General features: G+C 45.4%; 21 protein-coding genes. 11 read left to right on the forward strand and 10 right to left on the reverse strand.

All coding sequences use genetic code 11. From position 1 onward, the window contains the following. The first annotated feature begins 157 nt into the window (after positions 1 to 157). Positions 158 to 1,261 (forward strand): FecR family protein, encoded by a 1,104-nt coding sequence (locus tag IQ257_RS15315; RefSeq protein ID WP_193933101.1) that lies wholly within the window; start codon positions 158 to 160, stop codon positions 1,259 to 1,261. A gap of 238 nt (positions 1,262 to 1,499) precedes the next feature. On the opposite strand, the gene IQ257_RS15320 is transcribed toward IQ257_RS15315, so the two are convergent. Further along, entirely contained in the window at positions 1,500 to 1,829 is a 330-nt protein-coding gene (locus tag IQ257_RS15320; RefSeq protein WP_193876988.1) for a low molecular weight protein tyrosine phosphatase family protein, read from the reverse strand. 44 nt (positions 1,830 to 1,873) lie between these two features. Next, positions 1,874 to 2,029 carry a hypothetical protein gene (locus tag IQ257_RS15325; RefSeq protein WP_193876986.1) on the reverse strand — a complete coding sequence of 52 codons (156 nt, stop codon included), beginning with the start codon at positions 2,027 to 2,029 and terminating at the stop codon, positions 1,874 to 1,876. A 190-nt stretch (positions 2,030 to 2,219) separates the two neighbouring features. Here IQ257_RS15325 and IQ257_RS15330 point away from each other — a divergent pair, with 190 nt between their 5' ends. Together IQ257_RS15330 and IQ257_RS15335 are read left to right on the forward strand one after the other, a co-directional pair. Further along, positions 2,220 to 3,011: a hypothetical protein gene (locus IQ257_RS15330; protein ID WP_193876984.1), complete on the forward strand. Its 792-nt coding sequence runs from the start codon at positions 2,220 to 2,222 to the stop codon at positions 3,009 to 3,011. Between the two features lie 59 nt (positions 3,012 to 3,070). Further along, positions 3,071 to 4,261, forward strand: coding sequence for a DNA cytosine methyltransferase (locus tag IQ257_RS15335; protein WP_193876982.1), 1,191 nt, complete (start codon positions 3,071 to 3,073; stop codon positions 4,259 to 4,261). A 47-nt stretch (positions 4,262 to 4,308) separates the two neighbouring features. On the opposite strand, the gene IQ257_RS15340 is transcribed toward IQ257_RS15335, so the two are convergent. Both IQ257_RS15340 and IQ257_RS15345 read right to left on the reverse strand, forming a co-directional pair. Then, positions 4,309 to 4,854, reverse strand: a complete 546-nt coding sequence (locus IQ257_RS15340) for a peroxiredoxin family protein (protein ID WP_193876980.1) — start codon at positions 4,852 to 4,854, stop codon at positions 4,309 to 4,311. A gap of 118 nt (positions 4,855 to 4,972) precedes the next feature. Continuing rightward, positions 4,973 to 5,566 (reverse strand): peroxiredoxin, encoded by a 594-nt coding sequence (locus tag IQ257_RS15345; protein WP_193876995.1) that lies wholly within the window; start codon positions 5,564 to 5,566, stop codon positions 4,973 to 4,975. Between the two features lie 926 nt (positions 5,567 to 6,492). Here IQ257_RS15345 and IQ257_RS15350 point away from each other — a divergent pair. Then, positions 6,493 to 9,099, forward strand: coding sequence for an EAL domain-containing protein (locus IQ257_RS15350; RefSeq protein WP_193876978.1), 2,607 nt, complete (start codon positions 6,493 to 6,495; stop codon positions 9,097 to 9,099). 100 nt (positions 9,100 to 9,199) lie between these two features. Here IQ257_RS15350 and IQ257_RS15355 read toward each other — a convergent pair whose 3' ends face one another. The 3 genes from IQ257_RS15355 to serA all read right to left on the reverse strand — a co-directional run bounded on the left by IQ257_RS15355 (position 9,200) and on the right by serA (position 13,302). After that, positions 9,200 to 10,678 carry a CoA-acylating methylmalonate-semialdehyde dehydrogenase gene (locus tag IQ257_RS15355; protein ID WP_193876993.1) on the reverse strand — a complete coding sequence of 493 codons (1,479 nt, stop codon included), beginning with the start codon at positions 10,676 to 10,678 and terminating at the stop codon, positions 9,200 to 9,202. A gap of 49 nt (positions 10,679 to 10,727) precedes the next feature. Further along, entirely contained in the window at positions 10,728 to 11,618 is an 891-nt protein-coding gene (gene prmA, locus IQ257_RS15360; RefSeq protein ID WP_193876976.1) for a 50S ribosomal protein L11 methyltransferase, read from the reverse strand. Positions 11,619 to 11,718: 100 nt separating this feature from the next. After that, positions 11,719 to 13,302 (reverse strand): phosphoglycerate dehydrogenase, encoded by a 1,584-nt coding sequence (serA, locus tag IQ257_RS15365; protein WP_193876974.1) that lies wholly within the window; start codon positions 13,300 to 13,302, stop codon positions 11,719 to 11,721. Between the two features lie 244 nt (positions 13,303 to 13,546). Between serA and IQ257_RS15370 the strand changes: the two genes are divergently transcribed. The 5 genes from IQ257_RS15370 (at position 13,547) to IQ257_RS15390 (ending at position 17,059) form a co-directional block, all read left to right on the forward strand. Continuing rightward, positions 13,547 to 14,062, forward strand: coding sequence for a hypothetical protein (locus IQ257_RS15370; protein ID WP_193876972.1), 516 nt, complete (start codon positions 13,547 to 13,549; stop codon positions 14,060 to 14,062). Between the two features lie 74 nt (positions 14,063 to 14,136). Next, a complete protein-coding gene (locus IQ257_RS15375) occupies positions 14,137 to 14,916 on the forward strand; it encodes a photosystem II S4 domain protein (RefSeq protein WP_193876970.1) in 780 nt (259 codons plus the stop codon). A 91-nt stretch (positions 14,917 to 15,007) separates the two neighbouring features. Then, positions 15,008 to 15,811: an ABC transporter permease gene (locus IQ257_RS15380; protein ID WP_416207929.1), complete on the forward strand. Its 804-nt coding sequence runs from the start codon at positions 15,008 to 15,010 to the stop codon at positions 15,809 to 15,811. Positions 15,812 to 16,010: 199 nt separating this feature from the next. Continuing rightward, on the forward strand, positions 16,011 to 16,217 hold the full coding sequence (locus IQ257_RS15385; RefSeq protein WP_193876990.1) for a hypothetical protein: 207 nt from the start codon (positions 16,011 to 16,013) through the stop codon (positions 16,215 to 16,217). 137 nt (positions 16,218 to 16,354) lie between these two features. Beyond that, positions 16,355 to 17,059 (forward strand): carbonic anhydrase, encoded by a 705-nt coding sequence (locus tag IQ257_RS15390; RefSeq protein WP_193876966.1) that lies wholly within the window; start codon positions 16,355 to 16,357, stop codon positions 17,057 to 17,059. A 47-nt stretch (positions 17,060 to 17,106) separates the two neighbouring features. Here IQ257_RS15390 and IQ257_RS15395 read toward each other — a convergent pair whose 3' ends face one another. Then, positions 17,107 to 19,203 (reverse strand): potassium channel family protein, encoded by a 2,097-nt coding sequence (locus IQ257_RS15395; RefSeq protein ID WP_193876964.1) that lies wholly within the window; start codon positions 19,201 to 19,203, stop codon positions 17,107 to 17,109. 247 nt (positions 19,204 to 19,450) lie between these two features. Between IQ257_RS15395 and IQ257_RS15400 the strand changes: the two genes are divergently transcribed. Then, positions 19,451 to 20,083, forward strand: a complete 633-nt coding sequence (locus tag IQ257_RS15400; protein WP_193876955.1) for a hypothetical protein — start codon at positions 19,451 to 19,453, stop codon at positions 20,081 to 20,083. Between the two features lie 163 nt (positions 20,084 to 20,246). Here IQ257_RS15400 and IQ257_RS15405 read toward each other — a convergent pair whose 3' ends face one another. Then, positions 20,247 to 20,771, reverse strand: a complete 525-nt coding sequence (locus IQ257_RS15405) for a hypothetical protein (protein ID WP_193876953.1) — start codon at positions 20,769 to 20,771, stop codon at positions 20,247 to 20,249. A 79-nt stretch (positions 20,772 to 20,850) separates the two neighbouring features. Beyond that, entirely contained in the window at positions 20,851 to 21,090 is a 240-nt protein-coding gene (locus tag IQ257_RS15410) for a WD40 repeat domain-containing protein (RefSeq protein WP_193876951.1), read from the reverse strand. Positions 21,091 to 21,376: 286 nt separating this feature from the next. On the opposite strand from IQ257_RS15410, the gene IQ257_RS15415 reads away from it, so the two are divergent. Beyond that, positions 21,377 to 25,279, forward strand: a complete 3,903-nt coding sequence (locus IQ257_RS15415; protein WP_193876949.1) for a CHAT domain-containing protein — start codon at positions 21,377 to 21,379, stop codon at positions 25,277 to 25,279. The last annotated feature ends 40 nt before the right edge of the window (positions 25,280 to 25,319 follow it).

Consider the following 25,319-nt stretch of genomic DNA (forward strand, 5'->3'; position numbering starts at 1 on the left):
CCCAAACGGTAAATTTTCACTCAATTAGAATAGCAGACGCACAAACAGCTAAATTTATTGACCAAAGGGGGGTCGAGAATTGAAAATTGCTCATTTTTTTGTTAATAAAAATCGTCATAACTCTCGAAGGGTTCGTTCTTTCATCCTAGTCCTTGCCATGACGTTATCGGGGGTTGGTTCACTGTTAGTCCCGCAGAATGCGATCGCCCAAACCGCTCTAACACGAGCTGTGATTCAAGCCCTACGCAACCGTGTGCAGTTAATTCCTAAAAATAGGTCGGCTCGAGCTGCCCGCCCCTCGGACACCCTGGCAGTGGGAGATGCCCTCACAACTGCCCGTTCCTCCATGGCTCAGTTGCGTTTCAATGATGGTTCTCTAGCTCGCTTAGGAGAGTCAGTCGTCTTTCGTTTCGTTCCCGGCACCCGCACCTTTCAGCTTTCCAACGGCACGGCACTCATGTTAATTCCCCCAGGTCGGGGAACAACAAGGGTGCGTACTCCCAATGCCACAGCCGCAATCCGGGGTTCAGCCCTCTTTGTCCGATACATTCCCGAAACCGATACAACGATTGTGGGAGCCTTAACCGATAGCGGTATTGAGGTATTTAACCGCACGGGTTCTCAACATCAGGAACTAAAACCGGGTTATATGGCAGTCATTGTCAAAGATCGCATCGAACGCCTTTACGAATTTGACCTAGAGACATTTTATAAAACTAGCGAATTAGCCGCAGGACTCAACCTAGAACAGGTAGAATCAGCCGTAAGTTCCGATCAAGCGATCGCACAAGTTCAATCTGAAACCTCTCAAGCCCTGGCGGTGCAATCACCTATCATTGGGGAAAATGTCATTGAAAATCCCAGCTTCATGACCTTACCTACCAGTACGCCCGATGATTTTCCAGCGGTCGATTTCAGCGCCATTGAGAACAATGAACCCACTGCTATTGATTTGAATTCCGACCGATTTGGAAACAATACAGACATCCGGTTGCTGATTGAAGGAGGAGAAATTCAAGCTGGACAATCTTCTTCTAGTTCCGGTGGCGGTTCCGGTGGCGGTAATACTGGGGGTGAGTTTCCCGGTGGCGGTAATACTGGGGGTGAGTTTCCCGGTGGCGGTAATACTGGGGGTGAGTTTCCCGGTGGTGGCAATACTGGGGGTAAGTTTCCCGGTGGTGGCAATACTGGGGGTAAGTTTCCCGGTGGTGGCAATACTGGGGGTAAGTTTCCCGGTGGTGGCAATACTGGGAATAATTAGTTGTAACTGTACTTCCGCCAAAGTCTACTAAGTTGTGTTGCCTCCTTGCTACCCCATTACCCAAAATTTTCACTTTGCTAGTGTAGACTCGCCAGGAGTAGATGCACTAGTAAAGTAAACCCGCACCAGTCTACGCTGCATGACGGTGAGGGTTTTTTTTAAATTTCCTCAACGTTGCGCCAATAAGTAGTTTTACTTATCTCTGATTAGGGAGCAAATGAGTAGAATTTTAGGCTCTCTAAAACGTTCCTAGCAAAGGTAACACTTTTGTTTTCAATAACTCTACTAAAGCTGGCTCCATATAATCATATTCATCAGGGATATCTAGGCAAATGACTCGCTTGTTTTTAAGCCAGGGCTGAAACTTATTTGAAAGCTTATTTCGATGTAATTTTTCCATCACAAAAATGATATCTGCCCACTGAATTGCTTCACTGCACAATGGCATTTCTGCTTCTTGATCCAATCCCGCTGAATCTACTTCCAGTCCCTCATACTCCGAAAACACGGCTTCGGCTGTAGGGCTGCGTAGTCGGTTTTGGCTACAAATAAATAATAATTTTTTCATAAAAGCCGACTCTAGTGTCTACATGCAGATAATATTACAGCCTTCTAGCAGCTAAAGAAGGTTACACTAACAAGTGATAGGCGATCGCTCCTGATTGAGTACGGTTCCCTCTGAACTTGATCATCATTATCAAGAAATTCGGCATAGTCTCTCAGTACTTGCTCCACAACCGATTTATACTTGGCTTGTAGAGAATCCATCGGACGATGACCTCCTGTGTAAACTCGAAGGATAAAGCATATAAAGTCATCCTCAATAACGGGATAGAACAGGGAATTACCAAATACTTAATCGCTACAGGCATCCCACTAGCGTGAATTGTTCTTGTATTTCTCCCTAAAAAGCAAACTGCCGAAACTTCTTAAACTAAAACTATACAAGAGAGTTTTGATGCCTACCGAATTCACTGCTGCAACTTTAAGAGAACTTTCTATACCAGAGAGAAAAGAACTCATTTACCAGAAGACTTTAACAATTGATGCTACTCATATAACAGATGAAGAATTAAATAAAGCATACAAATTGGCAAAAGCACTTCACCCAATATTAGATTCTTATTTTCAATATCAAATCCAACAATACAATCAAACTGGAACGGCTTTAGAATTAGAACGGCAATCTAGATTGATTCGTAGTAATATTGATGATTTTACCCATAATTTCATTAAATGGCTACAACAAGATTTTGAAATCAAAAAATCTAAGACATTCTCCAAGCCTTCTAATCTCTTTGAACTTTGTGGTGCAACTTTACTAGTGACAAGCAACTCAGTAACAAGGACGCTGAGTACGAGAATGGGACATCTATGGGAAAAAATAGCTGACATTAGTCCTTATGTAATTATTCCAGAAGTTGAATTTGGAATCAATCTAAAAGGTATTGATATTATTTTATATACGGATGGCGCAGTAAGTTTTGCCCAGTTAAAAACCCTTAAAGGTACATTAACAGGTTCTCAGGTTAGCAGGGCAATAAGAGAGTTAAGTAGTCATGAAAACCCTTTATTTTTAGTAGCTTTTGATTTAGGGCAATGGACGTTTCCTGCACGTTCCGAAATTCCTCGTTTTGCAGGTCAAGCTTTTTGGAACAAAATTCACATGGATTATGACCTCGTTGAAGGTCAGGTAAAAAATATGTTACAGAAAATTGATCAAGTTTTTGCTGACTTAGCAGCTAATTAAATGTAAAAGACGTAAATTTGTATTATTATTTTTAGTGGAGTATCTTTTTTGTTAATAAAATGGAGAACAAAAATATTTGTTCTATTTCCCTGTTTACAGGTGCTTTGGGTTTAGACCTTGGTTTAGAACAAGCTGGCTTTCATACTATATCTGTCGTCGAAAAAGATGTTGATGCTACAAAAACCATAGCTCTTAACCGACCCCATCTTTGTCAAAGTGCTGTACCTAGGACTATAGAAGAAGTTAGCGGACAGGACTTGCTGGAAGAGGGAGGAAGAGTTTTAAATCTTGGCAGGGCTTTACAACCGGGTGAAGTAGAGTTAGTAACTGGTGGTCCCCCCTGTCAACCGTTTAGTACAGCAGGTAAACGAGGTTCGGTGATAGATCCTCGCGGCAGTTTATTTATGGACTTTATCCGCATTGTTAGAGAGGTTCAGCCACGTTTCTTTATTATGGAAAACGTGAGAGGATTACTTTCAGCTCCTATCCGACACAGACCGATTAACCAACGGGGGAAAGGACATCCGCCACTAGAAGCTGATGAAATTCCCGGTGCAGCTTTAGACGTTGTGTTAACAGAAATGAAAGCACTTGGATATAGCGTGGTTTACAATCTTTTAGAAGCCGCAGACTATGGTGTTCCCCAAAATCGAATGCGTGTTATCTTTATTGGTTCTAGAGATGGCGAACCTCTAACATTTCCTCTAGCGACTCATAGTAAAAACGGTATTAAGTTACCCCTATGGCGAACTTTAAAGGAAGGCTTAATGGGGTTAGTCGATCCGCAGCCTGCGTTTATTCCTTACTCTGAAAATCGCCTCAAATATCTCAGACTTTTAAAAGCAGGGCAAAATTGGAGATACTTACCTGAAGAATTAAAGCGAGAGGCTATGGGAGGAGCTTTCAACTCAGGTGGCGGTAAAGTTGGTTTTTATAGGCGATTGTCTTGGGAAAAACCCTCTCCTACTATAACAACAAGCCCACACCAAAAAGCCACTGATATGTGTCATCCAGTAGAACTAAGACCCCTGAGTGTACGTGAATCTGCTAAAATCCAAACGTTTCCTGATGACTGGTATTTTTACGGTTCAGTAACGTCTAAGTATAGGCAAATTGGTAACGCCGTACCAGTACTCTTAGCGAAAGCGTTGGGCGATTATCTTTACAACTTGATTCAGGGAAATAAACCGCCAGGACGAGAAATGGTAGAGCAGCTTTCCTTTTTTTCTCATTACCCCAATAATTGCTAAATGAACAGCGGCAGCGATCGCCTACCCTATCTTGCAATCCCGCATGACTACTGAATCGTCTCAATCCGGTTGAGTAACGTCTCAATTTCAGCATTAGCAGACAGGAACGAAAACAGATGTTTATATCGCAGTTTTCCTTGCTGATCAATAAGAAACTGTCCGGATAAAGGAGCACCTAATGCTTGACCTACTTCATAGGCTTTGAATGTGCGACAATTCGGGTCACTCAAAAGTGGCATTTTTACCCCTAAGTCTTTGACCACTTGTTGACTTTGCCGAGAATCCGTACTGGTAATCATCAACACCTCAACTCCCTTCTCCGTAAATCGCTCATAGTTCTCATTCATGGCGATAATATGCGGATAGCAAAGGGGGCAGTACTGCTTCTCGGTGAAAATGCGCGTAAAATCGAGGAGGACGGGTTGCTTATCCCGGTAATCCGATAGCTTGACCTGACGGTTGTTGGTAATATCAGGTAACTCAAACTCAACCATCGGGTTTCCCAGTCTTAAACGACTGGTTGCGGGTATGGGGACAAAATTGCGGAAGAAGCGCTCGTTGAGCAAGCCACTAAAATCATTAGACGTTAGCATGGGGTTCTCATTCTGGCAACAGATAAATTTTAGCCCCAACCTGCTTGAGATTGGGAAGCTCTCACAAACAGTGCTGGGGCTTATTTTATACATCTAGAACTAACGGATTAGCTTTAGTTTAGACAGAGGCAAAGAAAACCTTGGACTTAACGGGGTCGGGAACCATGGTTTTGTCTCCGGGTTGCCAACCTTGGGGGCAAACTTCATCCGGGTGAGCCTGAACGTATTGAATCGCTTTCAGAGTCCGCAGGGTTTCGTCTACATTGCGACCAAAGGATAGGTTGTTGATGGTCGCGTGTTGGATAATGCCATCTTTATCCAAGATGAACAATCCCCGCAAAGCGACACCCGCATCGGGGTCGAGGACGTTGAAAGCGGTGCTGATTTCTTTTTTGATGTCAGAAACCAGAGGATAGTTCAGGTCGCCGACACCGCCAGATTTACGGTCTGTCTGAATCCAAGCTAGGTGAGAAAACTCACTGTCAACCGAAATACCCAGAACCTGCGTGTTGATTTCTTTGAATTCGTCAAAGCGATCGCTAAATGCGGTAATTTCAGTGGGGCAGACAAAGGTAAAGTCTAGGGGATAGAAGAACAGGACGACATATTGACCACGATAGTCAGACAGTTTAATAGTCTTGAATTCTTGATCGACTACAGCGGTGGCGCTGAAGTCAGGGGCTTGTTGACCGACTCGCAGACACCCTTCCATCGGGTTAGTCATGAATGTATTCTCCTTGAATTCTCTGGCGTAGGCGTTCGCTATAGGTTATCGATAAAGTTTTGACAACCGCGCTCGGGTTGCTCGAAACTGTTATTTACGAACTGTTACGACTATATCATACTCATAACGATTTTGAGTAGGGTGGCTAGAGTTCGGTGAAACCGCCCATCGTGCCAGTTAAGGCAGGGGAATTGCTCAACGGATAAAGTTAAGATGAGTGGCTCAGAACCAGAATCCGGTTAAGTTAAAGGTGTTGTCGTGCAGTTTCCCATTGCCGAAAAACTCCTGATGCAAGGGATAAATGAGATTGACTTTATCCCCTGATGTAGTCTGCTATACAAAAATATCTGCGATTTTTCTCTGGTGAAAGTGGAAAAAAAGACAGCGAACGAGTACACTGAGTGCTAAGGAAAGAATCAGAAGCGTTTTCAGGTTAATAAAGCTGGTGCTGAATTATCGGTAACGCTTCAATAAGACTGAAAGCCAGGGGATTGGGTCAAGATTGTAAGTCGGTAATCGTTTTATTAGCGTCCAGCTACTGGGCGTCTTACCTAGTAGACAATTGACAGCAACACACCAACTTCGCGGTTGAGTTGCATTGAGTCGGTGCATCTAACAGAAACAATCTGTCACATCTATCAGACAACTAGAGGAGACTGTTGCCGTTGATCGTGCAGGGCTAAGGTTTTGAAAGAAACCGCGCTCAATCTAGAAATGCGATCGCCCTTAACACGAAGCACACTGAAAGAACTCAGTTCGTAGTCGGCGCAAAACCGGTTAAATCAGTGTCATAACTTCTTGGTTCAAGGAATACTCGTTTTGGCAAGCTTGCAGCCTCTTAAGGGTTCCTGATGTGTGATGTGACAGTGGCGTTGTGACGAAACTACCGACCGAAGGCAAAAAACTGGTTGCGAATGTCAAAAGAACTCCTTGTGTTGCAATCGCTCATCCCCGCGATCGCTAAAGCCCCCGATTTAGATTCAGCGCTAAATGTAGTGCTGCGTCAAATTTGTGCATTCACTCAATGGGATTATGGTGAAGCATGGCTCCCTTGTCCTAACCAGACCGTTTTGACTTGCAGTACAGCGTGGTATGGTAACACCCCTAGCTTAGACCCGTTTAGGCAGGCTAGGGAAACGCTGACTTTTCCTCCTAGTACAGGCTTACTAAGGCGGGTGTGGACTTCACAACAACCCGAGTGGATCGAAGAAAGTTCGATTCAATCGGATGCAGTTTTCGTAGATACTACACTAGGGGCAGTTGCCAAATTTCAAGGGGTGTTCGCTGTCCCCATTCTCCAAGAGCAACGGGTGCTAGCAGTGCTGGCTTTCTTCATCTCCCAACCCCGCTCGGAGAAGAAGGGATTGGTGGAGTTGGTAACAGTTATAGCATTGCAATTGGGGTTAGCGATCGCTCACAAGCAGGTAACGGAACAACTGCGCCAGGAACAGAATTTCTCGCAAGCGGTTATTGAAACGAGTTCTGCCTTTTTTGTTGCTATTGATGCACGGGGCAAGACTATTAAGATGAATCAAGGGTTGCTTAATGCGTTGGGCTACACCCTAGATGAGATTGTAGGCACTGATTTTTTATCCACGTTCATTCGAGAAATTGACCGGGAACCCCTCGCCAAAATTGTCGAAACTCTACTAGGAACCCCCTATCTCGTCTCTCTGTTGGGATTAAAGCAGCCAACTCTCAACCAAACCTGGGTGCTAGCCAAGAATGGTAGGGAACAGTTGGTCGAGTGGCGAGGCAAACCTCTCTTTAAAAACAATGGCGAACTGGACTACTTTTTTGCCGTCGGCACAGATATCACCGAACGTCGCCTGATTCAGCAGGAGACAGCACGGTTAGCTTCCTTTCCTTTGCTGACTCCCAATCCGATTGTGGAAATTGATTTAGAAGGTCAAGTTTGCTATCTCAATCCCGAAGCAATGCAATCCCTACCGGATCTCCAAGAGCGGGGCGTAGAGCATCCGTTTTTAGGCGGGATACCTTCAATTGGAACAATTGTGCAACAGGAAAATTCTCTCCGGCGAGAGGTGAAAATTGGTGAGGTTTATTACGAACAAGTTTTGCACTATGTCTGTGAAATCGACTGCATTCGGATTTATGCCTTCGATATTAGCGATCGCAAACGGGCAGAGGAGCAATTAATTTACAATGCCTTTTATGATCGGCTCACTGGACTTGCCAACCGAGCGCTATTCGTAGACCGTCTTAAGCAAGCGGTACGACGCAACCACCAGTATCGGGGCTACAGTAGCATTCACCGTTCCTATCACTTTGCCGTCCTACTGCTCAATTTTAATCGCTTCAAAATAGTCAATGAGAGTCTAGGAAACCCCATGGGCGATAAACTGCTACAAGAGTTTGCCCATCGGCTTCTAACTTGCCTGCACCCCACCGATACTGTTGCCCGCTTGGGTGGCGACGAGTTTGCCATTCTATTAGAAGGAATTCAGGATGTGGGGGATGCCATTCGCGTAGCTGAGGCGATTCAGCAAACCTTGGCGACGCCCTTTTATCTTAATGGTCGTGAAGTCTTCATGACTCTCAGTATTGGGATTGCTCTGAATACAATTAGTAGTGGTTACAAGGGGGGACGCGATCGCATTGTGCAAGCCGAAAACTTATTGCGCAACGCTAACCTAGCAATCTATCGCGCCCGATCACACGGCGAATCTCGTTATGAAATCTTCGATACAGCGATGCACAGCAATGCCTTAGAGCGATTGCAGCTTGAAACAGATTTGCGGCGAGCGATCGAACGGCAGGAATTTCGAGTGTACTATCAACCCATTGTATCACTGTTGACGGGTAAGATTATTGGGTTTGAAGCTTTATTACGCTGGCAGCACCCGCAACGGGGTTTAGTCTCTCCGGGAGAATTCATACCCATCGCCGAAGAAACGGGACTAATTACCCCCATCGGTTGGTGGACGTTGCGAGAAGCGTGTCACCAACTCAGTATCTGGCAACAGACGTTTAAGTCCGACCGACCTCTGACGATGAATGTTAATCTTTCCTGTAAGCAGTTCATACAACCAGATTTGCTATCACAAATTGACAAAATTCTCAAGGAAACAAACCTGACAGTTGGCAGCTTGAAGCTAGAGATTACTGAAAGCGTGGTAATGGACAATCCTGACTTGGTGAAGACATTGCTTTTAGAGTTGAAGAGACGGCAGATTCATCTCTGTATTGATGATTTCGGGACGGGTTATTCTTCGTTGAGTCGCTTGCACAATTTTCCCATTAGTACCTTAAAGATTGACCGTTGCTTTGTCAGTCGGATTGGTGCGCTGGGTGAGAATTCTGAAATTGTGCAAGCCATTGTACATCTTGCCAAGACTCTGAGTATGGATGTGGTAGCTGAGGGAATTGAAGTATTAGAGCAGGTTTCGCCGCTTATTGCTCTACAGTGTCAGTATGGACAGGGTTTCTTTTTCTCGAAACCTGTAGACAGCGATGCGGCTGGAGAGTTGTTAATCACGGAGCGGTGTCAGCAGCAGTAGAGTAGAAATGGCACAGAAATAACTCCGTTTGTAGGTAGTTGGTACTGAGCCTGCCTCCTACCAAATACCAAAAAGAAGAATACTTGCATGGGAGTTATTTTCAAAACTGCCGCGACCAATCTTTAAACCACCGCTCAACCACTACTTTCGTCTGGGTAAAAAACTCTACCGCATCTCGCCCCTGACCATGTAAATCTCCATAAAAACTATCCTTCCACCCACTAAAAGGAAAGAATGCCATTGGTGCAGCTACCCCAATATTAATCCCAATATTTCCCGCTTCCGCCTCATACCGAAACTGCCGTGCTGCTGCACCACTACTGGTAAATAAACACGCCATATTCCCCCACTGACTGTTATTAACAAAGGCAATTGCATCCTCAATTGTCTCTAAGTGCATCAAACCCAATACAGGACCAAAAATTTCTGTCCGGGCAATGCTACCTTTAGGATTAACATTTTGCAGGATCGTCGGTCGGATAAAATTCCCCTGTTCATAACCAGAAACCTGGGGATGGCGTCCGTCAACTAATACTGTTGCCCCTTCTTTTTCGCCCTGTTGAATCAACCCTTCAATCCGGGCTTGACTTTGAGGGGTAATCACTGGACCCATTTCTACCCCCTCCTGCAAACCATAGCCTACCACTCTACTTTGGGCAGCCGAAGCGATCGCTTCCGTAAAACTATGCCGCGCTTCCCCCACCGTAACGGCAACAGATGCCGCCAAACAACGCTGTCCGGCACAGCCAAAGGCACTATCGGCTGCAATGCGAGTTGTCATCTCCATATCGGCATCGGGGAGGACAATCAGCGGATTTTTTGCACCCCCCTGACATTGCATTCGCTTGCCATGGGCTGCTCCTTTGCTGTATACATACTGAGCAACAGGGGAAGACCCGACAAAACTAATCCCTCGGATGGTGGGATGCTCTAAAATTGCATCAACGACCTCTTTAGTCCCATGCACCAGATTAACGACACCCTTGGGTAATTCCGTCGCCTCTAATAACTCAAACACCTTTTGCATCGTTAGGGGTACTTTTTCCGATGGTTTGACAATACAGGTATTGCCACAAGCGATCGCATAGGGTAAAAACCAGAAAGGAATCATACCGGGGAAATTGAACGGTGCAATAATTGCCGTGACTCCCACAGGTTGACGAATCATGATTTCATCAATCCCACGGGCAACATCTTCCAGGTTGTACCCTTGCATCAGTATAGGAATTCCACAGGCAACTTCTACATTTTCAATTGCCCGTTGCAATTCAGCTTTTGATTCTGCTATAGTTTTTCCGCATTCTTGAGTTATCGTGCGGGCTAATTCTTCTAAATGCTTTTCCAGTAGAGATTTAAGTTTGAACAGGTACTGCACTCGTGTGGTAGGTGGAGTGCGACGCCAGTTTTTAAAGGCAGTAGCCCCAGCAACGGCAGCCGCCTCTACATCATCATTAGCAGATAAAGGAACTTGGGTCAATATATCTGCTGTAGCCGGATTGATCACATTCAGACATTCGGTTGCATGGGAAGCACACCACTGTCCATTGATGTAGTTGAGTAAGGGATTTTTGAGATGCACCTGGATTTTTTCATAAATTGTTTTTTCTAGCCAACCAAAACGCCAACCTTTACCGCCGAATATTAAAACAACACCACTCTTGACGCTTCCAAAGGGTAGCAACTATCCAGTTGTGCTGTTCTAAGGTATCAGCAATGGGTTTCGCCTGATCCAATAAAACCCCACTAATAATTCCCCAACTGTGAGGAGCAGCGATCGCACTGATTACCGGAATCAGATCCATAATGACCTCTGCCAGAATATTGCAAAGAATACCATTAATAGGTCGATCACCGATAAGCTTCTTTAAGCGATTCACACTCCCCTTCTCCACCATCAAGCGATCGCTACTAATCTGATTTAAGTCGCGGTTGCTCCGGGCAGATCGTACAGCTAAGGGGTCAATATCCACAGCATAGACCTTGCTAGCCCCCAGTAAAATAGACGCGATCGATAAAATACCCGAACCACAACCAATATCAGCCACTACAGGCTTATCCTTTCCATAACCCAACCGCATCTCCAAGGCTTCCAGACACAGTTGAGTCGTCTGATGAGTCCCCGTACCAAAAGCTGCGCCAGGATCTAAACGTAAAAGTAGACGTTCTGACGGTTCTGGCAGTGGCAACCAAGCCGGATAGATTAAAAAGCGATCGCCAATTTCTGTGGGTTTCCAGTATTGCTTCCAACTGCTAGCCCAGTCTTCTTCATCAATAAGGTGCCACTGAGCGATAGGTACAGGTAGCCCTACCGTTAGGGCATCTTGCCGCAGCCACAGCGATAACGCTGCCAAGTCTAGCAGTTGTGTTTGCATACGGGGCAAGTAAGCCTGCACGAGTAAAGAACTCCCTTTGATTTCAGAAGAGAATCCCCGGCAGCCAAACTTTTCCAATCGCCAGAAGATTAAATCCTCTAAGGAAGAATCGCACAGAATTTGAATTTCCCACCAGCTATTTGCCATAACTCAGAAATCAGAAGTCAGAATCGGCTACGCCCCGCTACGATAACAGAATGCAGAAGTCAGAATTTCTTCTTTTCTCCTAGCTCCTAACTGCTGACTCTTACAGTGTTACCGTGTAAGCATCCCGAATGCCAGGAACTTTCGTAATCTCAGTCAAAATTCCCTCGGGTAGGGGATCGTCAATGCTCAAAACCATAACCGCATCGCCCCGCACGATTTTACGACCGACCTGCATGCTAGCAATATTGACATTAAAACTGCCCAGCAGGGAACCTATTTTGCCAATAATTCCTGGCATATCCCGGTGCAAGGTAAATAGCATATGGTGGCTGGGAGGAACGTTAACCGGGAACTCATCGATACTGGTGATGTGAATTTCACCATCACTCAACAAAGCTCCTGTGACAGAATGTTCACCCAAAGAACCCTTCGCGGATAAATGGAGGGAACCGCCCGAATAGTCTTGAATCGAGCCATCCCGCGTCTCAATCACACGAATTCCTCGCTCTTTGGCTTCAATCGTTGCATTAACGTAGTTAACTCGCTCCCGCAAAGCTTGGGAGAGCAGCCCTTTCAGGGAGGCGACGACTAACGGTTGGCTATTATTCGTTGCCAACTCGCCTTGCAAGTGAACATTGAGCGATTCAATTCGCCCTCCCGCTAACTGACTCACAAGGTTCCCCAAGGTTTCTGCCAACCGCATATAAGGTTTGAGTTGCTCCAAAACATTAGGTGAGAGTCCTGGAATATTCACGGCTGAACGGGCAGGTAAACCTAATAATACATCCCGAATTTGTTCGGCAACATCAATCGCCACATTCGTTTGTGCTTCTGCTGTCGAGGCTCCCAGGTGAGGCGTTAGAATCACTTCCTTGCCGAGTTCTCGCAGTGAGGACTCTCCCAGAGGCTCTGATTCAAACACATCCAATGCCGCACCTGCAATTTTACCCGTTTTTAAAGCCGCCGCCAGTGCCGCTTCATCAATAATTCCACCTCTGGAGCAATTAATAATTCGGGCAGTTGGCTTCATTTTAGCCAAGGCTTCCGTATTAATCAGATGGGTGGTTTCTGGTGTTTTAGGAAGGTGCAGGGTAATGTAATCTGACTCTCGCAGCAACAAATCCATGTCTACTAAGCGACAACCCAGCTGATCCGCCCGTTCGAGGGAAATGAAGGGATCGTAAGCCAGCAACTTCATGCCCATTGCCCGCGCTACAGTAGCGACATGGGAGCCAATTTTTCCTAAACCCAAGACGCCCAGCGTTTTTTTGTAGACTTCTGCCCCAATGAAGCGCTTGCGATCCCACTGATGGTTTTTCACAGAAATATTCGCTTCTGGAATATGACGCGACAGAGCTAGCATCATGGCTAGGGCGTGTTCGGCGGCAGCGATTGTATTCCCTTCTGGGGAATTAACCACGACAATGCCCTGCCGAGTCGCGGTTGGGACATCGACGTTATCAACGCCAACTCCAGCACGTCCGATGATTTTCAGTTGTTTGCCAGCTTCAATGATTTCTTGGGTTAGGCGAGTACCTGAGCGTATCATTATCGCGTCGTAGTCAGCGATGATCCCAGTCAGTTCTTCAGGCGATAGATTCGTGTTGACATCAACCTGAGCCACTTGGGAGAGGATATCAATTCCAGCTTGATCGATGGAGTCGGAGACAAGAACTTTAGACATTGCCAATAGAGGGGAAAAATTAAGCTACGCAGAACTTACCTTGCCATACAGCAGGTGTTGTTGGATGTGCAATCGACTTCTTGCAGAAGTCTGAAGGAACGGGGAACAGACCGCAGTAGGTAATTGTAACGGCAAAGGAGTACGATCCGGTCAATTAGTAGTAAAGATTTTAAGTTTGATCCTGTGCAACAATAAACATCGAACCCTTTAAAACCACTCCCAGAGGCACTGTTAGACCCCAGCCATGAACTACCTCGTTGCCGTACTATCCGATCGCATTGCTGCTGAAGAAGCTTACACAGCTCTGGAAAAAGAAAGCTTACCGATGGCTCAAATCACGATTCTCGGTAAAGGCTACAAAAATGCCGATGATTTTGGCTTGATTGACCCCAACCTACAGGCACTCAAGCAAGTTAAGCAATTTGCTTATTGGCTGATTCCCTTTGGGTTTGTATCGGGTTATACCTTTAATGTACTGACTGCCATCGAAGTGTTTTCTTGGGCGGGTAGCCTGGGCAATCATATCATCGGTGGAGTATTCGGTGCGATCGCAGGTGCGATGGGTAGCTTTTTTGTCGGTGGTGGTGCTGGCTTGGCATTCGCTAGCGGTGACGCTCTACCTTACCGCAACCGTCTCAATCAAGGTAAATATCTGATTGTTGTCAAAGGTTCAGAGGTGTTGACCCAGCAAGCTACCCGAATTATACGGAAATTCGAGCCTGAAACCTTACAAGGCTATGCTGACCCATCCTCATTTTAAGTCTGAAATTTTGTAGAAATCCGGCTCGCCCTTCTTATCATAATTAAGTAAAGTAGAAAAGCCAAAAAACCTGAATGCTACCCAGAGAAGAACTGCTCAAAGGAGCTGAAAATCGTGAGGCGGTAGCTCGTACTATCGACCAAGCCGAACAAGTCATTAAGACATGGGAAATTGTATTAAGTGATTTCCTCTCGCCTCCAATGCTGGCAGAAATTCAGCAGCAGTTTGGGCGTTTGACAGAGGTGAAGCTGGTGGCTTGGGGAGGATATCCCCAGGCAGAGCGACAGCGTTTGGCGATCGCTCGTGAAGAACTGCCCCTCGATTCCTCCCAAGTGGAGGTAGCCGCCTTAGATATTGCCGGAAATTTTTTATTTGACCCACCCACCCATCGAGATTTCTTAGGAGCCATGGTGGGTACAGGTTTGACCCGCGAAAAGATGGGCGATATTATTGTCTTGGGAGAGCGAGGCGCTCAGGCAATTGTCGTACCGGAAATCGTGGAATTTCTGGAAACTCAACTCACTCAAGTCCGTTCCGTACCCGTAAAAACGCGGCGGATCGATTTAAGTGAACTGAAAATTCGAGAACCGAAGAAGAAGGAGATGACTACCGTCGAGGCATCCATGCGTCTTGATGCGATCGCTTCGGCGGGGTTTGGCACCTCCCGCAGCAAAATGGCGGAACTGATTAGTGCTGGTGATGTCCGGGTAAACTGGAAAGAAGTCAAGCAAGCCAGTTCTTTGGTTAAAAGCGGTGATTTAATTGCCATTCGCGGTAAAGGACGGTTGGAGGTTGGGGATGTTGCCCTCACGAAAAAAGACCGCTACCGCATTCAGCTTACTCGATTTATCTAAATTCCATAACAGCTACAATCGCTGACGCCATAGGTAGGTATTGATGAGCAATTCACTAACCCATCAGCAGGAGGAGGAGGTTCCTATCGAGATGCTGCACTCCAAGCTTAAACCACGCTTCTCCTGGCAGGGACTCTTCTCAGGGGTGATGTTCTTTTATATGTACCTGCCCATCCTAGTGCTAACGTTTTACAGTTTTAATGAGTCAGCCTATAGCGCAGGTTGGCAGGGGTTTACCCTAAAGTGGTACATTAAGCTACTAGATGACCCGCGCATTCTTAGGGCATTACAAAATAGCGTAACCGTAGCCTTTGCTGCTGTCGTGATTTCGGCAGTGATAGGCACCTTAATGGCAGTGGGTTTAGCCCGTTATTATTTCCCTGGCAAGACCCTATATCGGGGCATTTCCTACTTACCGTTGATTATCCCCGATATTGCGATGGCGGTCGCTACTTTAGTTTTCTTAGCAGTCATTGGTACGCCCTTGAGCCTCTGGACGATTGTCGCGGCTCATGTGGTATTCTGTCTGTCTTATATTGCCTTTGTTGTCTCCTCGCGTATTTCTAGTCTCGATCCCCACTTAGAAGAAGCTGCCCTTGATTTAGGCGCGACACCCTTCCAAGCCTTTATTAAAATCCTGCTACCGGAGTTAATGCCAGCTATTATTGCGGGGTGTTTGATATCCTTTGTTCTAAGTATGGATGATTTTCTGATTGCTAGCTTCACTGCCGGGACAGGGGCAACGACTCTACCGATGGAAATATTCAGCCGCATCCGCACGGGGGTTAAACCCGATATCAACGCCCTGAGTGTTATTTTAATTGGGGTATCGAGTCTCCTTGCCTTTTTCGCTGAATTGCTGCGCTATCGGGGCGAACGGCAACGGTTTAAGTAGTTGGGTTGAAGGCAATATCAGTAGAAAAAGGTTGTGGGATGGGGGTGTATACAAATGAGAACCGCTATAGTTGTAGTCCTTTGACCTTTTTCTCATCCTAGAGCTATTCTGAAAATGGATATTACAATTTGTGAAGATAAAATAAAAGTATGAGGACAGTCTTTAGTGATCGTCCTACAAAAATTGGAGGAAGGAGTTCATCGTGGAAACTACAATAAACTGCGCTGAAGCTTGCGTTGAGGGATGTGTTTTGGGTGACAAATGCCCAAATAAGGAATATGCAGCAGATGCATCGAAGTTCATCAGCGAGACTTCGTTAGACAAAATGCATGAAATTGCTGAGGAGGCACGCAGGAAGAAACTCACCCAGCCCCCTCAATGGGTGATTCCCGACTTTCCAGAGTAGTATTTGCTGATTGGGAATTGGCATAAAGCCGTCTAATAGGAGTAATGTGGCGAGTTGAACCAAGAATTTGCCACTCTCTACTCGCTGTGTGGGATCATAAAGAAACGGTATCCCCTCTTTTTGGAAGCACTTGAGCGATGAAACGGTTGATTCAGGGTCTGCATGAATTTCAGACCAACTACTTCACCACCCACCGGGACTTATTCGAGCTACTGTCTCAAGGACAGCATCCCAGAGTCCTCTTCATTACCTGCTCTGACTCTCGGATTGACCCCAATCTGATTACACAAACCCAGCCCGGTGAAATGTTTATTATCCGTAATGCGGGTAATATCATTCCGCCCTATGGTGCCACCAATGGAGGGGAAGGTGCAGCCGTAGAGTATGCTATTCATGCGTTAGGCATTGAGGATGTGATTGTCTGCGGTCATTCCCACTGCGGTGCAATGAAGGGATTGCTGAAAATCGACCAGCTAGAAGACGAGATGCCAGCGGTTTACCAATGGCTCAAACACGCCGAAGCAACTCGCCGCATTATCAAAGAACATTACCAGAACTACGAGAGTGAAGACCTGCTCAACGCCGCGACTCAGGAAAACGTCCTCACCCAACTAGAAAACCTGCGCACTTACCCCGTCATCCAATCCCGACTCAAAGCAGGTAAGCTTCAGCTTCATGCCTGGGTTTACGAGATCGAAAGCGGCGAGGTTATGGAATACAACACCATTCAGGGGCAGTTCGTACCCCCTCAAACCCAGTTTGCCAGAGCTGCATGGATTACACCCGAACAGCAAGAGCGTATCTACAAAGGGTCTTACAATCAGAGTCCCTCTAAAAAATAAATGATCTCTAGTCCGTAGGACAGGCAACATGAGCTGTTGATCGCAGGCTAACAAGAAGAATCTTCCACCTTCCCCAAGCGAATTATGTCTTGACAAGAGGTGCAAACAATCGGCACCAAACGAGCGATCGCTTCGGCTTGGCTGAGATCTCGCACCAAACGCTGTGCCTGGTGTTTGTAAAGGGGAACAGGCAGGGTTCCTGGCAAGTTGTGCATCAACGCTCTTGCTGTACTCAAGTCACAACCGGAAATATGAGCGATCGCATTAGATCCTTCAAAAATAGCGTCTGGCGTCAAGACTTGCTTAACCTCTACTTGCCAGCATTTTGGCATCATCGTATCCATACCCTGTTCAATCCGTCGCAAACCCTGGCTCGTTGCCAAAACCACCATGCGATCGCCCACTTCTAAGCGCGTATCATCAGGGGGCATAAATTCAGAAATTCCGTTAGCCTTCTGATAAACAATTGGCACCACTCCGTAACCATAGGCAACTTCTGCGAGCAGCAAATCGTGAAGGGTATCCTCAGCATCAATGGCATATTCCGTTACCAAAATTGTTTGATTATTCAACCGAAACAGGCTATCGATGTTTTCGCCAAATGCTGCCCCAGCAAAAGCTTCTGCTGCTAAAGCATAGGCACACAGCACTTGGGCATCGGGTAACAATTGCGCCAATTTTTTACTCAAACCCTCCTCAAAGGTGCGGATAATCAGAGTACCGAGGGGATTCAGGGTATGAGCCATTAGCCCAACTTCCAGATTCACCATTTCATCATCGGTGGCGACAACAACGCTTCTGGCTGTTGGCAGGTTAGCTTTCTTTAAGGCGTTAGCCAAATCATCGGCAATGACAGGTAACTCTGGTAAAATTCTTGGGTCAAGTTGAGTGTTCGTAATACCCACAATTGGCTGCTTAAATTCTTGCAACTGAGCTGCCACACCCAAACCAACCCGTCCCAGTCCAACTACGACGATATGATTGTGCTGCGGTACTGACGGACGCCGCCTGTAAAACTGAAATCTAGCGGTTAACAGTGTCTCGGTAAGCAAGGCGTACAGCACCCCCACAAATGCTGTACCTGCTAAAGTAAGTCCGAGACTAAATAGCTGCAACCACCCAGGCATCGGCGCGGTTTGTGGCAGTTCTCCAAATAAATCCCCGTATCCCCCCAATAGCAAAACGGCTGTGGCATAAAAGGCATCGCGCACGGTAATGTCAGGGTAATACCAACCAAACAGCCCTGTGCCACACAGCAGCAAAAAGAGTACAGTAATGCCACAGATAAAGGCAACTCGACGGGTTTGATACTGATAGCTCAATTGCCAAAATTTCCTCAGTCTTGGCTGGAGATTTTTCCAGACTATCCGTTGGGCTATCCGCCGCCAGAACCGTTTTCGCTTCTTTTTAGTCGTTAAAGTTGATTTCTCCGTATCATCAACCGACTGGGGAGCCACTTCCACGTAAATTAGGGTATCTCCCCCTTGTATGGCAGTGTCCGGCTCCCACTGGTGAACGGATTCCGGCAGTCTGGATAAGTAGGGTTTGTGACTAATAACTCGGCGGATGGAACTATTGAGTTGATGGGTTAAGCATCCGTAAAATTTGTCCCCGACTTTAATTTGACGCTTCACAACCCGCAATTCTTGCCCTTCCAGGTTAAAAAAACCCAATGTCTCAGTTTCTAAAGCAGCCAAAGCAAAGGCAGTGATGGGTAGCTGCGTGGGTTCAAAGGAGACATAATTTCCTAAGCGATCGCTCAACAATTCGTTGAGGTTTTCTTTCCCTGAACGAACAACCAAGCGAGTTTGGGGATTTAAAAGTCGTGCTGCAAAGGCAGTTTCGATATTGACGCGATCGCTACTTGTAACTAAAAGAACCGCCCGACAGTAGTGGATCTTAGCTTGCTCTAAAACACTCTCTTGACGGCAATCGCCGACAATTAATTCTTCCAGCAAGTTGGGTAAATTGGGAATCTCCCAATGTCTGGGCAGTATTTCTTCAATAGCAATGACACTCACCCCAAACTCCTTCAGGGCAACGACACATTGCTGACCTAAGCTACCCAGTCCACAAACTAAAAATCGGTTGAGTTTTGTCTGGGAACTGCTTGCCTGCTGATGAAAACTCGCGGATACCCGCATTTTGGCTGTATTTTGGCAAGAGAACTAGCCTGATTATACGTGCAGTTCTCCAAAGCGTCAGCCTTGAGACTCTCTAAATAGGTATCCCTTGTTTAAAAAAGACTCTTACTTTCGGTAGAAGGTCGCTCTCTTCCTTTGGCAGATGATGGAGAAAATAAAATGTAGTTATGCTTGTTAAGTAAGTACGCTAAACCGTAGAATTCTGAGCTAATTAAATTAAAAAATGAAAACATAAGAGGAGGTACTTGTGAATAGAGACCGTAAAATAAATAAAAAAAATATTGGGCTAGTTGGAGCCATTTTTGGTGGCTTTCTAATGGGTCTGTCAACAATTCCCAAGCCAGCATCGGCAGCACCTCTGGCACCCCTGGTGGGAGTCAATCCCTGTCCGGGAATTTACTACGACGAACCCTTCAGCAGGATGGTTATGGCTCCCGTCGGATGCCCACCTAATGCGGCAACTCAGATGGGTCAAGGGGGACAAATTTCTAACAGCCCCATTACTCCCGCACCACCCCCAGCAGGCATACCTCAACCGCCTCTGCCAGAGAACCGCAGTGATGCAGTGGCTACCATTATGCCGATGGATAATACAGTCGATGTGAGACTAAAAAATAATACCAACGCGATCGTTTCTTTTGAGGCAGTTGGACATACTGAGCGTCGATATCTGCAAGGTGGGGAAGAAACTGTCCTGCAAAACTTGCCACTTCCTACGACTATCACCGCAGTTCGTCAGGATGAAGGCTTACTTCAGATGATGCCGATGTCGGCTGATGAGGAGGGATTATTAGAGGTTTCGTTAGAGGAAGAAACCAGACTAGACGATAATCAAGGCGTGTTGAGAATTCAACCTGATGGTCAAGTTTTTGTGAATTAGATGTACCCATTCACAGCAGGAGACTAGGATTTACGCACAGACGCTACATTTGGTAGGGACACGATATAACATCCCTGTTTTGTAACTCTCCCTAGACTAGAGGAACTCTGAAAGCCCTACACAGAGTTGCTTTCACTCTAGGGGCTTAAGACATGGGTTTCTGTTAGGCAAGTGATCGCTTAATTATCTGGTTTAACTCCTCATAGATAAGATTTGCTTGTTTTTTAAACACATCCTGAAATATCAATAATGCGACAATGGGCATTGTAAAAAATAGCAAACTTTCGATTATAAGCCCATACCCAAAGACATTCCACTGCTGTATAAAAAGAAATATGAGAAACACGAGGGTAGAGCAGACTAAGAAGCAAAAAACTAAAAAAAAGATGACTTCGCGAGCAAACCTCATGACAATGTGAACAATTATTTTATCAAATAAAAACTCAAATCGTCCGTGAATATAGGGTAAGCAAAACGGTTTACGCGGTAAAAAATATGTTTCGGTGTAGCGAATACGACGGAGCTTAAATCCAGAGATTGAAATCGTCCCTGCATAGGGAGCATTATCGCTACACAAATCCTCTCGAAATACTTTTGGAGAACCAATCCTAGCCTCTAGCTTCTCGATAATGTTCGACGCTGAATCTTGGGTTTGAATGGTAAAGGTTTTGTAGGGGAATATCTGCACGATTGCTTAGTCTCCAAGAAGTATGCTCTAAAATTTCCATCTACTTTCTCTATAGAATGTCTGTGCATTCTATTCTAGTTTATGGACGCTTCAACACTTTAATTTGGGTATTTTGATTATCAAGGTCGCCTGTAATCCCGACTAACAGTTTACCATCCGAACTGACAACTAGATAACTCATCCTTTCTTTATCCAAAGTTGCTTCTAGCTCGGCTGTTTGAAGATTCCATGCTTTGATTTCGTCATCGCTGTGACTAATAATCGTCTTTCCATCTGATGAAATTTTAACCCGGTTAACCTTGTGTTGCTTCAGATTCATGGTTGATGAAGTTCCTATAAGTAGTGTCTAGATTTTTATCAAATTTTCGAGCAACTATCTCAGCAAGTCCTTAAAACCCAACCCTTTAGTTGGGGTTCTGCCTTCATGGATCACGTAGGAGTACGATAGTTCCTATGACTGAACGCTGAACACTTATGCAATAAATCTAATTTTTTAACATTCAGTATTAATACCTAGCAAAAAACATACTGCATATCCTCACTATCGATCAGAGATAGATCAAATTGACAGCAATCTGTACATTTCCTTGATAAAGGACTAAACCATGCGTTTAAATCTAATCAGCCTCAGTGTTGCCACTCTGCTGCTTTCGGTAACTCCTGCCTTCTTACCACCCACCTTAACTCTCTCACCTTTAGTCGCACAGCCGCTTTCCAACGAAGATAGTAAAGCTAAAGCCGATCGCCTACTTAAAGAAGGCATGGAACTATATGACAACATTAATTTTGGAGGCGCACTCGAAAGATTTGAGGAAGCCTTATTAATTTATCAAGGAATCGGCGACAAGATAGGCGAAGGGACAACCTTCCACCAAATTGGGTTAGTTTACAACAGCAGGAACGAGTATCAGCAGGCGTCGGATTATTATCAGCGAGCTTTAGCCGTTCAACGGGACGTGAGTGATGGCGCAGGTGCGAGAGTATCCCTCTACAGAATTGGTAAAATTTACGATAGGCTGGGAGACTATCAGCCGGCACTCGATTACTACCAGCAAGCTTTGGCAATTCGACAGGAACTGAGGGATGGCAACGAACGTAGTGCCGCTTGTCGCGATCGCGCTTGGCAGGGGATAACTTTTAAAGGAACGGGGAGAGTTTATCAACAATTAGAAGAGTATCAGCAGGCATTTGATAACTATCAGCAAGCCTTGGCAATTGAACAGGAATTGAGTGATTGCGCCGATGAAGACATACCCCCTTCCTACGCTAGAGGAGCAACTCTCTTCTACAATACGGGCTTAGTTGCCCAAAAATTGGGAGAGTATCAGCAGGCGTTAGATTCCTATCAAAAAGCTTTGGCAATTTATCAAGGACTTGACGACAGGGATGAGCAAGGGCTAATACTCAGCAACATGGGGGTAGTTTATCGCAAACTAGGAGAGTATCAGCAAGGGATTGATGCCTTCAAACGCGCCGAGGAAATGAATTTTTTGATTCGTAATTTTGGGCAAGGAGGAACTTTCAACAATATAGGATTAATTTACTACGAGTTAGGAGAGTATCAGCAAGCGCTTGATTCCTACCAAAAAGCGCTAGCATTTTCCCAAAAAATTCATGACAGGGCGGGGGAAGGAGTAAGCCTCAACAATATGGGAGGAGCTTACCACAAACTAGAAAAGTATCAGCAAGCACTCGATTCTTACCAACAAGCCTTGGCAATTATCCAAGAAGTGGGTGACAAAAAAGGGGAAGGAGTAGCCCTGAACAATATTGGAGCAGTTTACGACAAGCTAGAACAGTATCAGCAGGCACTTGATTCTTACCAAAAAGCTTTGCCAATTTTCCAAGCAATGGGTAACGGGGCTTTTGAAGCAGTCACACTCAACAATATTGGGGCAGTTTACGACAAGCTAGGAGACTCTCAACAGGCACGCGATTACTATGAGCAAGCCTTGGAAATTCAGGAAGAAATCGGCGACAAACAAGGAGAAGGAATACCCCCTTTGCCGATTACCTTAAATCTTGAGCCTCTAATTTTGCCAAAGTCCCCCACAGCAGACCAAGAAAGTGAGGAACTCAAACTTTACCAGATAGGGATTCAACTCTCTAAGCAAGGTCAATATCGAGAAGCTCTAGAGACGTTGCAGCAAGCTTTAGTGATTGCTAGAGAACTTCGAGATCAGGCAAGAGAATGGAAGAATCTTAACCAAATTGGGCTAGTTTACAGCAACCTAGGAGAGTATCAATTAGCTTTAAATTTCTTACAAAAATCCCTAGCAATTCCTAAACAAGTATTTGAGAATACGGGAGCAATACACTACAATATTGGACTAGTTTACAGCAGATTGGGAGACTACACTAAAGCCTTAGAGTTCTATCAACAAGCCTCAGCACTCACCCAAAAACTTGGCAATAAGGCGGGAGAAGTGAGAATCCTCAACGCAATGGGTAATGTTCACTCTCACCTAAAACAGTACGAACTAGCTTTGGATTCTTATCAGCAAGCCTTAGAACTTCTGAAAACCATTGATTTTGAAAAAAAATTGCTGGAAGGAGCAACTCTCAATAATATTGCACAAGTTTACCGCCGCCAAGGAAAGTATGAATTAGCCTTGGAATTATTTAGCCAAGCTTTAACGATTCAAAAACAATTTGGATCTAAGGCAGGAGAAGGGTTAATTCTCGATAATATGGGAGAAGCTTACTATCATTTAGGACAGTATCCAACTGCTCTAGAGTATTACCAGCAAGCTTTAGTCATCAGTCAAGAGATAGGTGATCGGGCGAGAGAAGGAGAAAATCTGAGTAATATTGGTTATCTGCTAGAGAAACAGAACCAATCCGAGTTAGCCATTATTTTCTTCAAGCAATCCGTCAACGCCAGAGAAGCAATCCGGGAAAATATTAAGGGACTTCCCCAAGAACAGCAGCAATCTTACACCGAAACCATTGCTGAGGATTATCGCCATTTAGCTGACTTATTATTACAACAAAACCGCATCTTGGAAGCCCAACGAGTCCTCGATTTACTCAAAGTTCAAGAACTCGACGACTACCTGCGAAATGTGCGGGGGACTGAAAATACAGTGCAAGGTGTACCTAATTTATCCCCTGAACAGCAAATTGAAGATGGCTATCAAGAGATTCTGAATAAAGCGATCGCTCTTGGTAAAGAACTCACGCAACTGCGACAGAAAAGCAACCGTACTTCCCAAGAGGAACAGCGCCTTGTCGAACTTGTCAACGCCCAAGAAAAAATTATCACAAATTTCAATAACTTTATCGAAAGTGACGAAGTAGAAGCCCTAATTTCTCAACTCACTCCTAAGACGCGCAAACCTGATTTAATCAACACTCTCGACGATCTCCTCAGCATCCAAAATAATCTGAAAGATTTGCAACAAAATGCCGTTCTCCTTTATCCTCTTATTCTAGAAGACCGCTTAGAACTTATCCTCACAACCCCAGACTCTCCGCCGATTCGCCGTACTGTTCCAGTTACTAAAGAAAAACTTTCTCAAACTATCCTCGCCTTTCGTCAAGCCTTACAAAACCCTAAATCGGATGCAAAAACCCCAGCACAGCAACTCTACAACTGGCTGATTAAACCGTTAGAAAACGACCTGAAAGCCGCAGAAGCCGAAACCCTTATCTATGCACCCGATGGACAACTGCGCTACATTCCCCTTGCCGCTTTGCACGATGGTGAACAATGGTTAATTCAACGCTATCGTATTAATAATATTACTGCTGCTTCCTTGACGGAACTGGATACTCAACCCCAGTACAGACGTTCCGCCGGAACGTCTCTACGAGTTCTCGCTGGAGCATTTACCACCGGACACCACAGCGTCACCATTGGTAAAGAACGCTTTAACTTTGGCGGTTTGCCCTATGCCGGAGTGGAAGTGGAAACCTTAGCCGCAACAGTTCCCAACACGACTCAACTATTCAATAATGCCTTTAATCCTGAAGACACAAAACCGAAAATGGGGGACTATAACGTCTTACATTTTGCCACCCATGGGGCAATTGTAGTCGGGACACCGGAAGAGTCGTTTATTCTCTTTGGGGATGGCACTCCTGTAACTATTGCTGATGTTCGCAACTGGAACCTTAATAATGTAGATTTAGTCGTGCTTTCTGCTTGTGAAACTGGAATCGGTGGCAATCTAGGTACAGGTGCAGAAATTCTGGGGTTAGGCTATCAGATGCAGAGGGCTGGAGCAAGGGCGGCTATTGCTTCGTTATGGACGGTTGATGATGGTGGCACTCAGCTATTAATGAATGAATTCTATAGTGCTCTTCAAAATGGAAATACAACCAAAGCTGAAGCCCTGCGACAAGCACAAGTTGCTCTAATTACGGGTGATTATACCGCTTCGAGAGAACAACGAGGTTCGATTGTGGCAGTGCAGGTTCGTGATGGGCTAAAGCCGGAAGTGGTGAATCGTCTCAATCATCCTTATTATTGGGCACCGTTTATTCTAATTGGTAATGGGTTGTGAAGAGTGGGGAGTTGGGAGTTGGGAGATGGGGGGACAAGGT

Source organism: Coleofasciculus sp. LEGE 07092 (assembly GCF_015207375.1).
Lineage (GTDB): Bacteria > Cyanobacteriota > Cyanobacteriia > Cyanobacteriales > Coleofasciculaceae > LEGE-07092.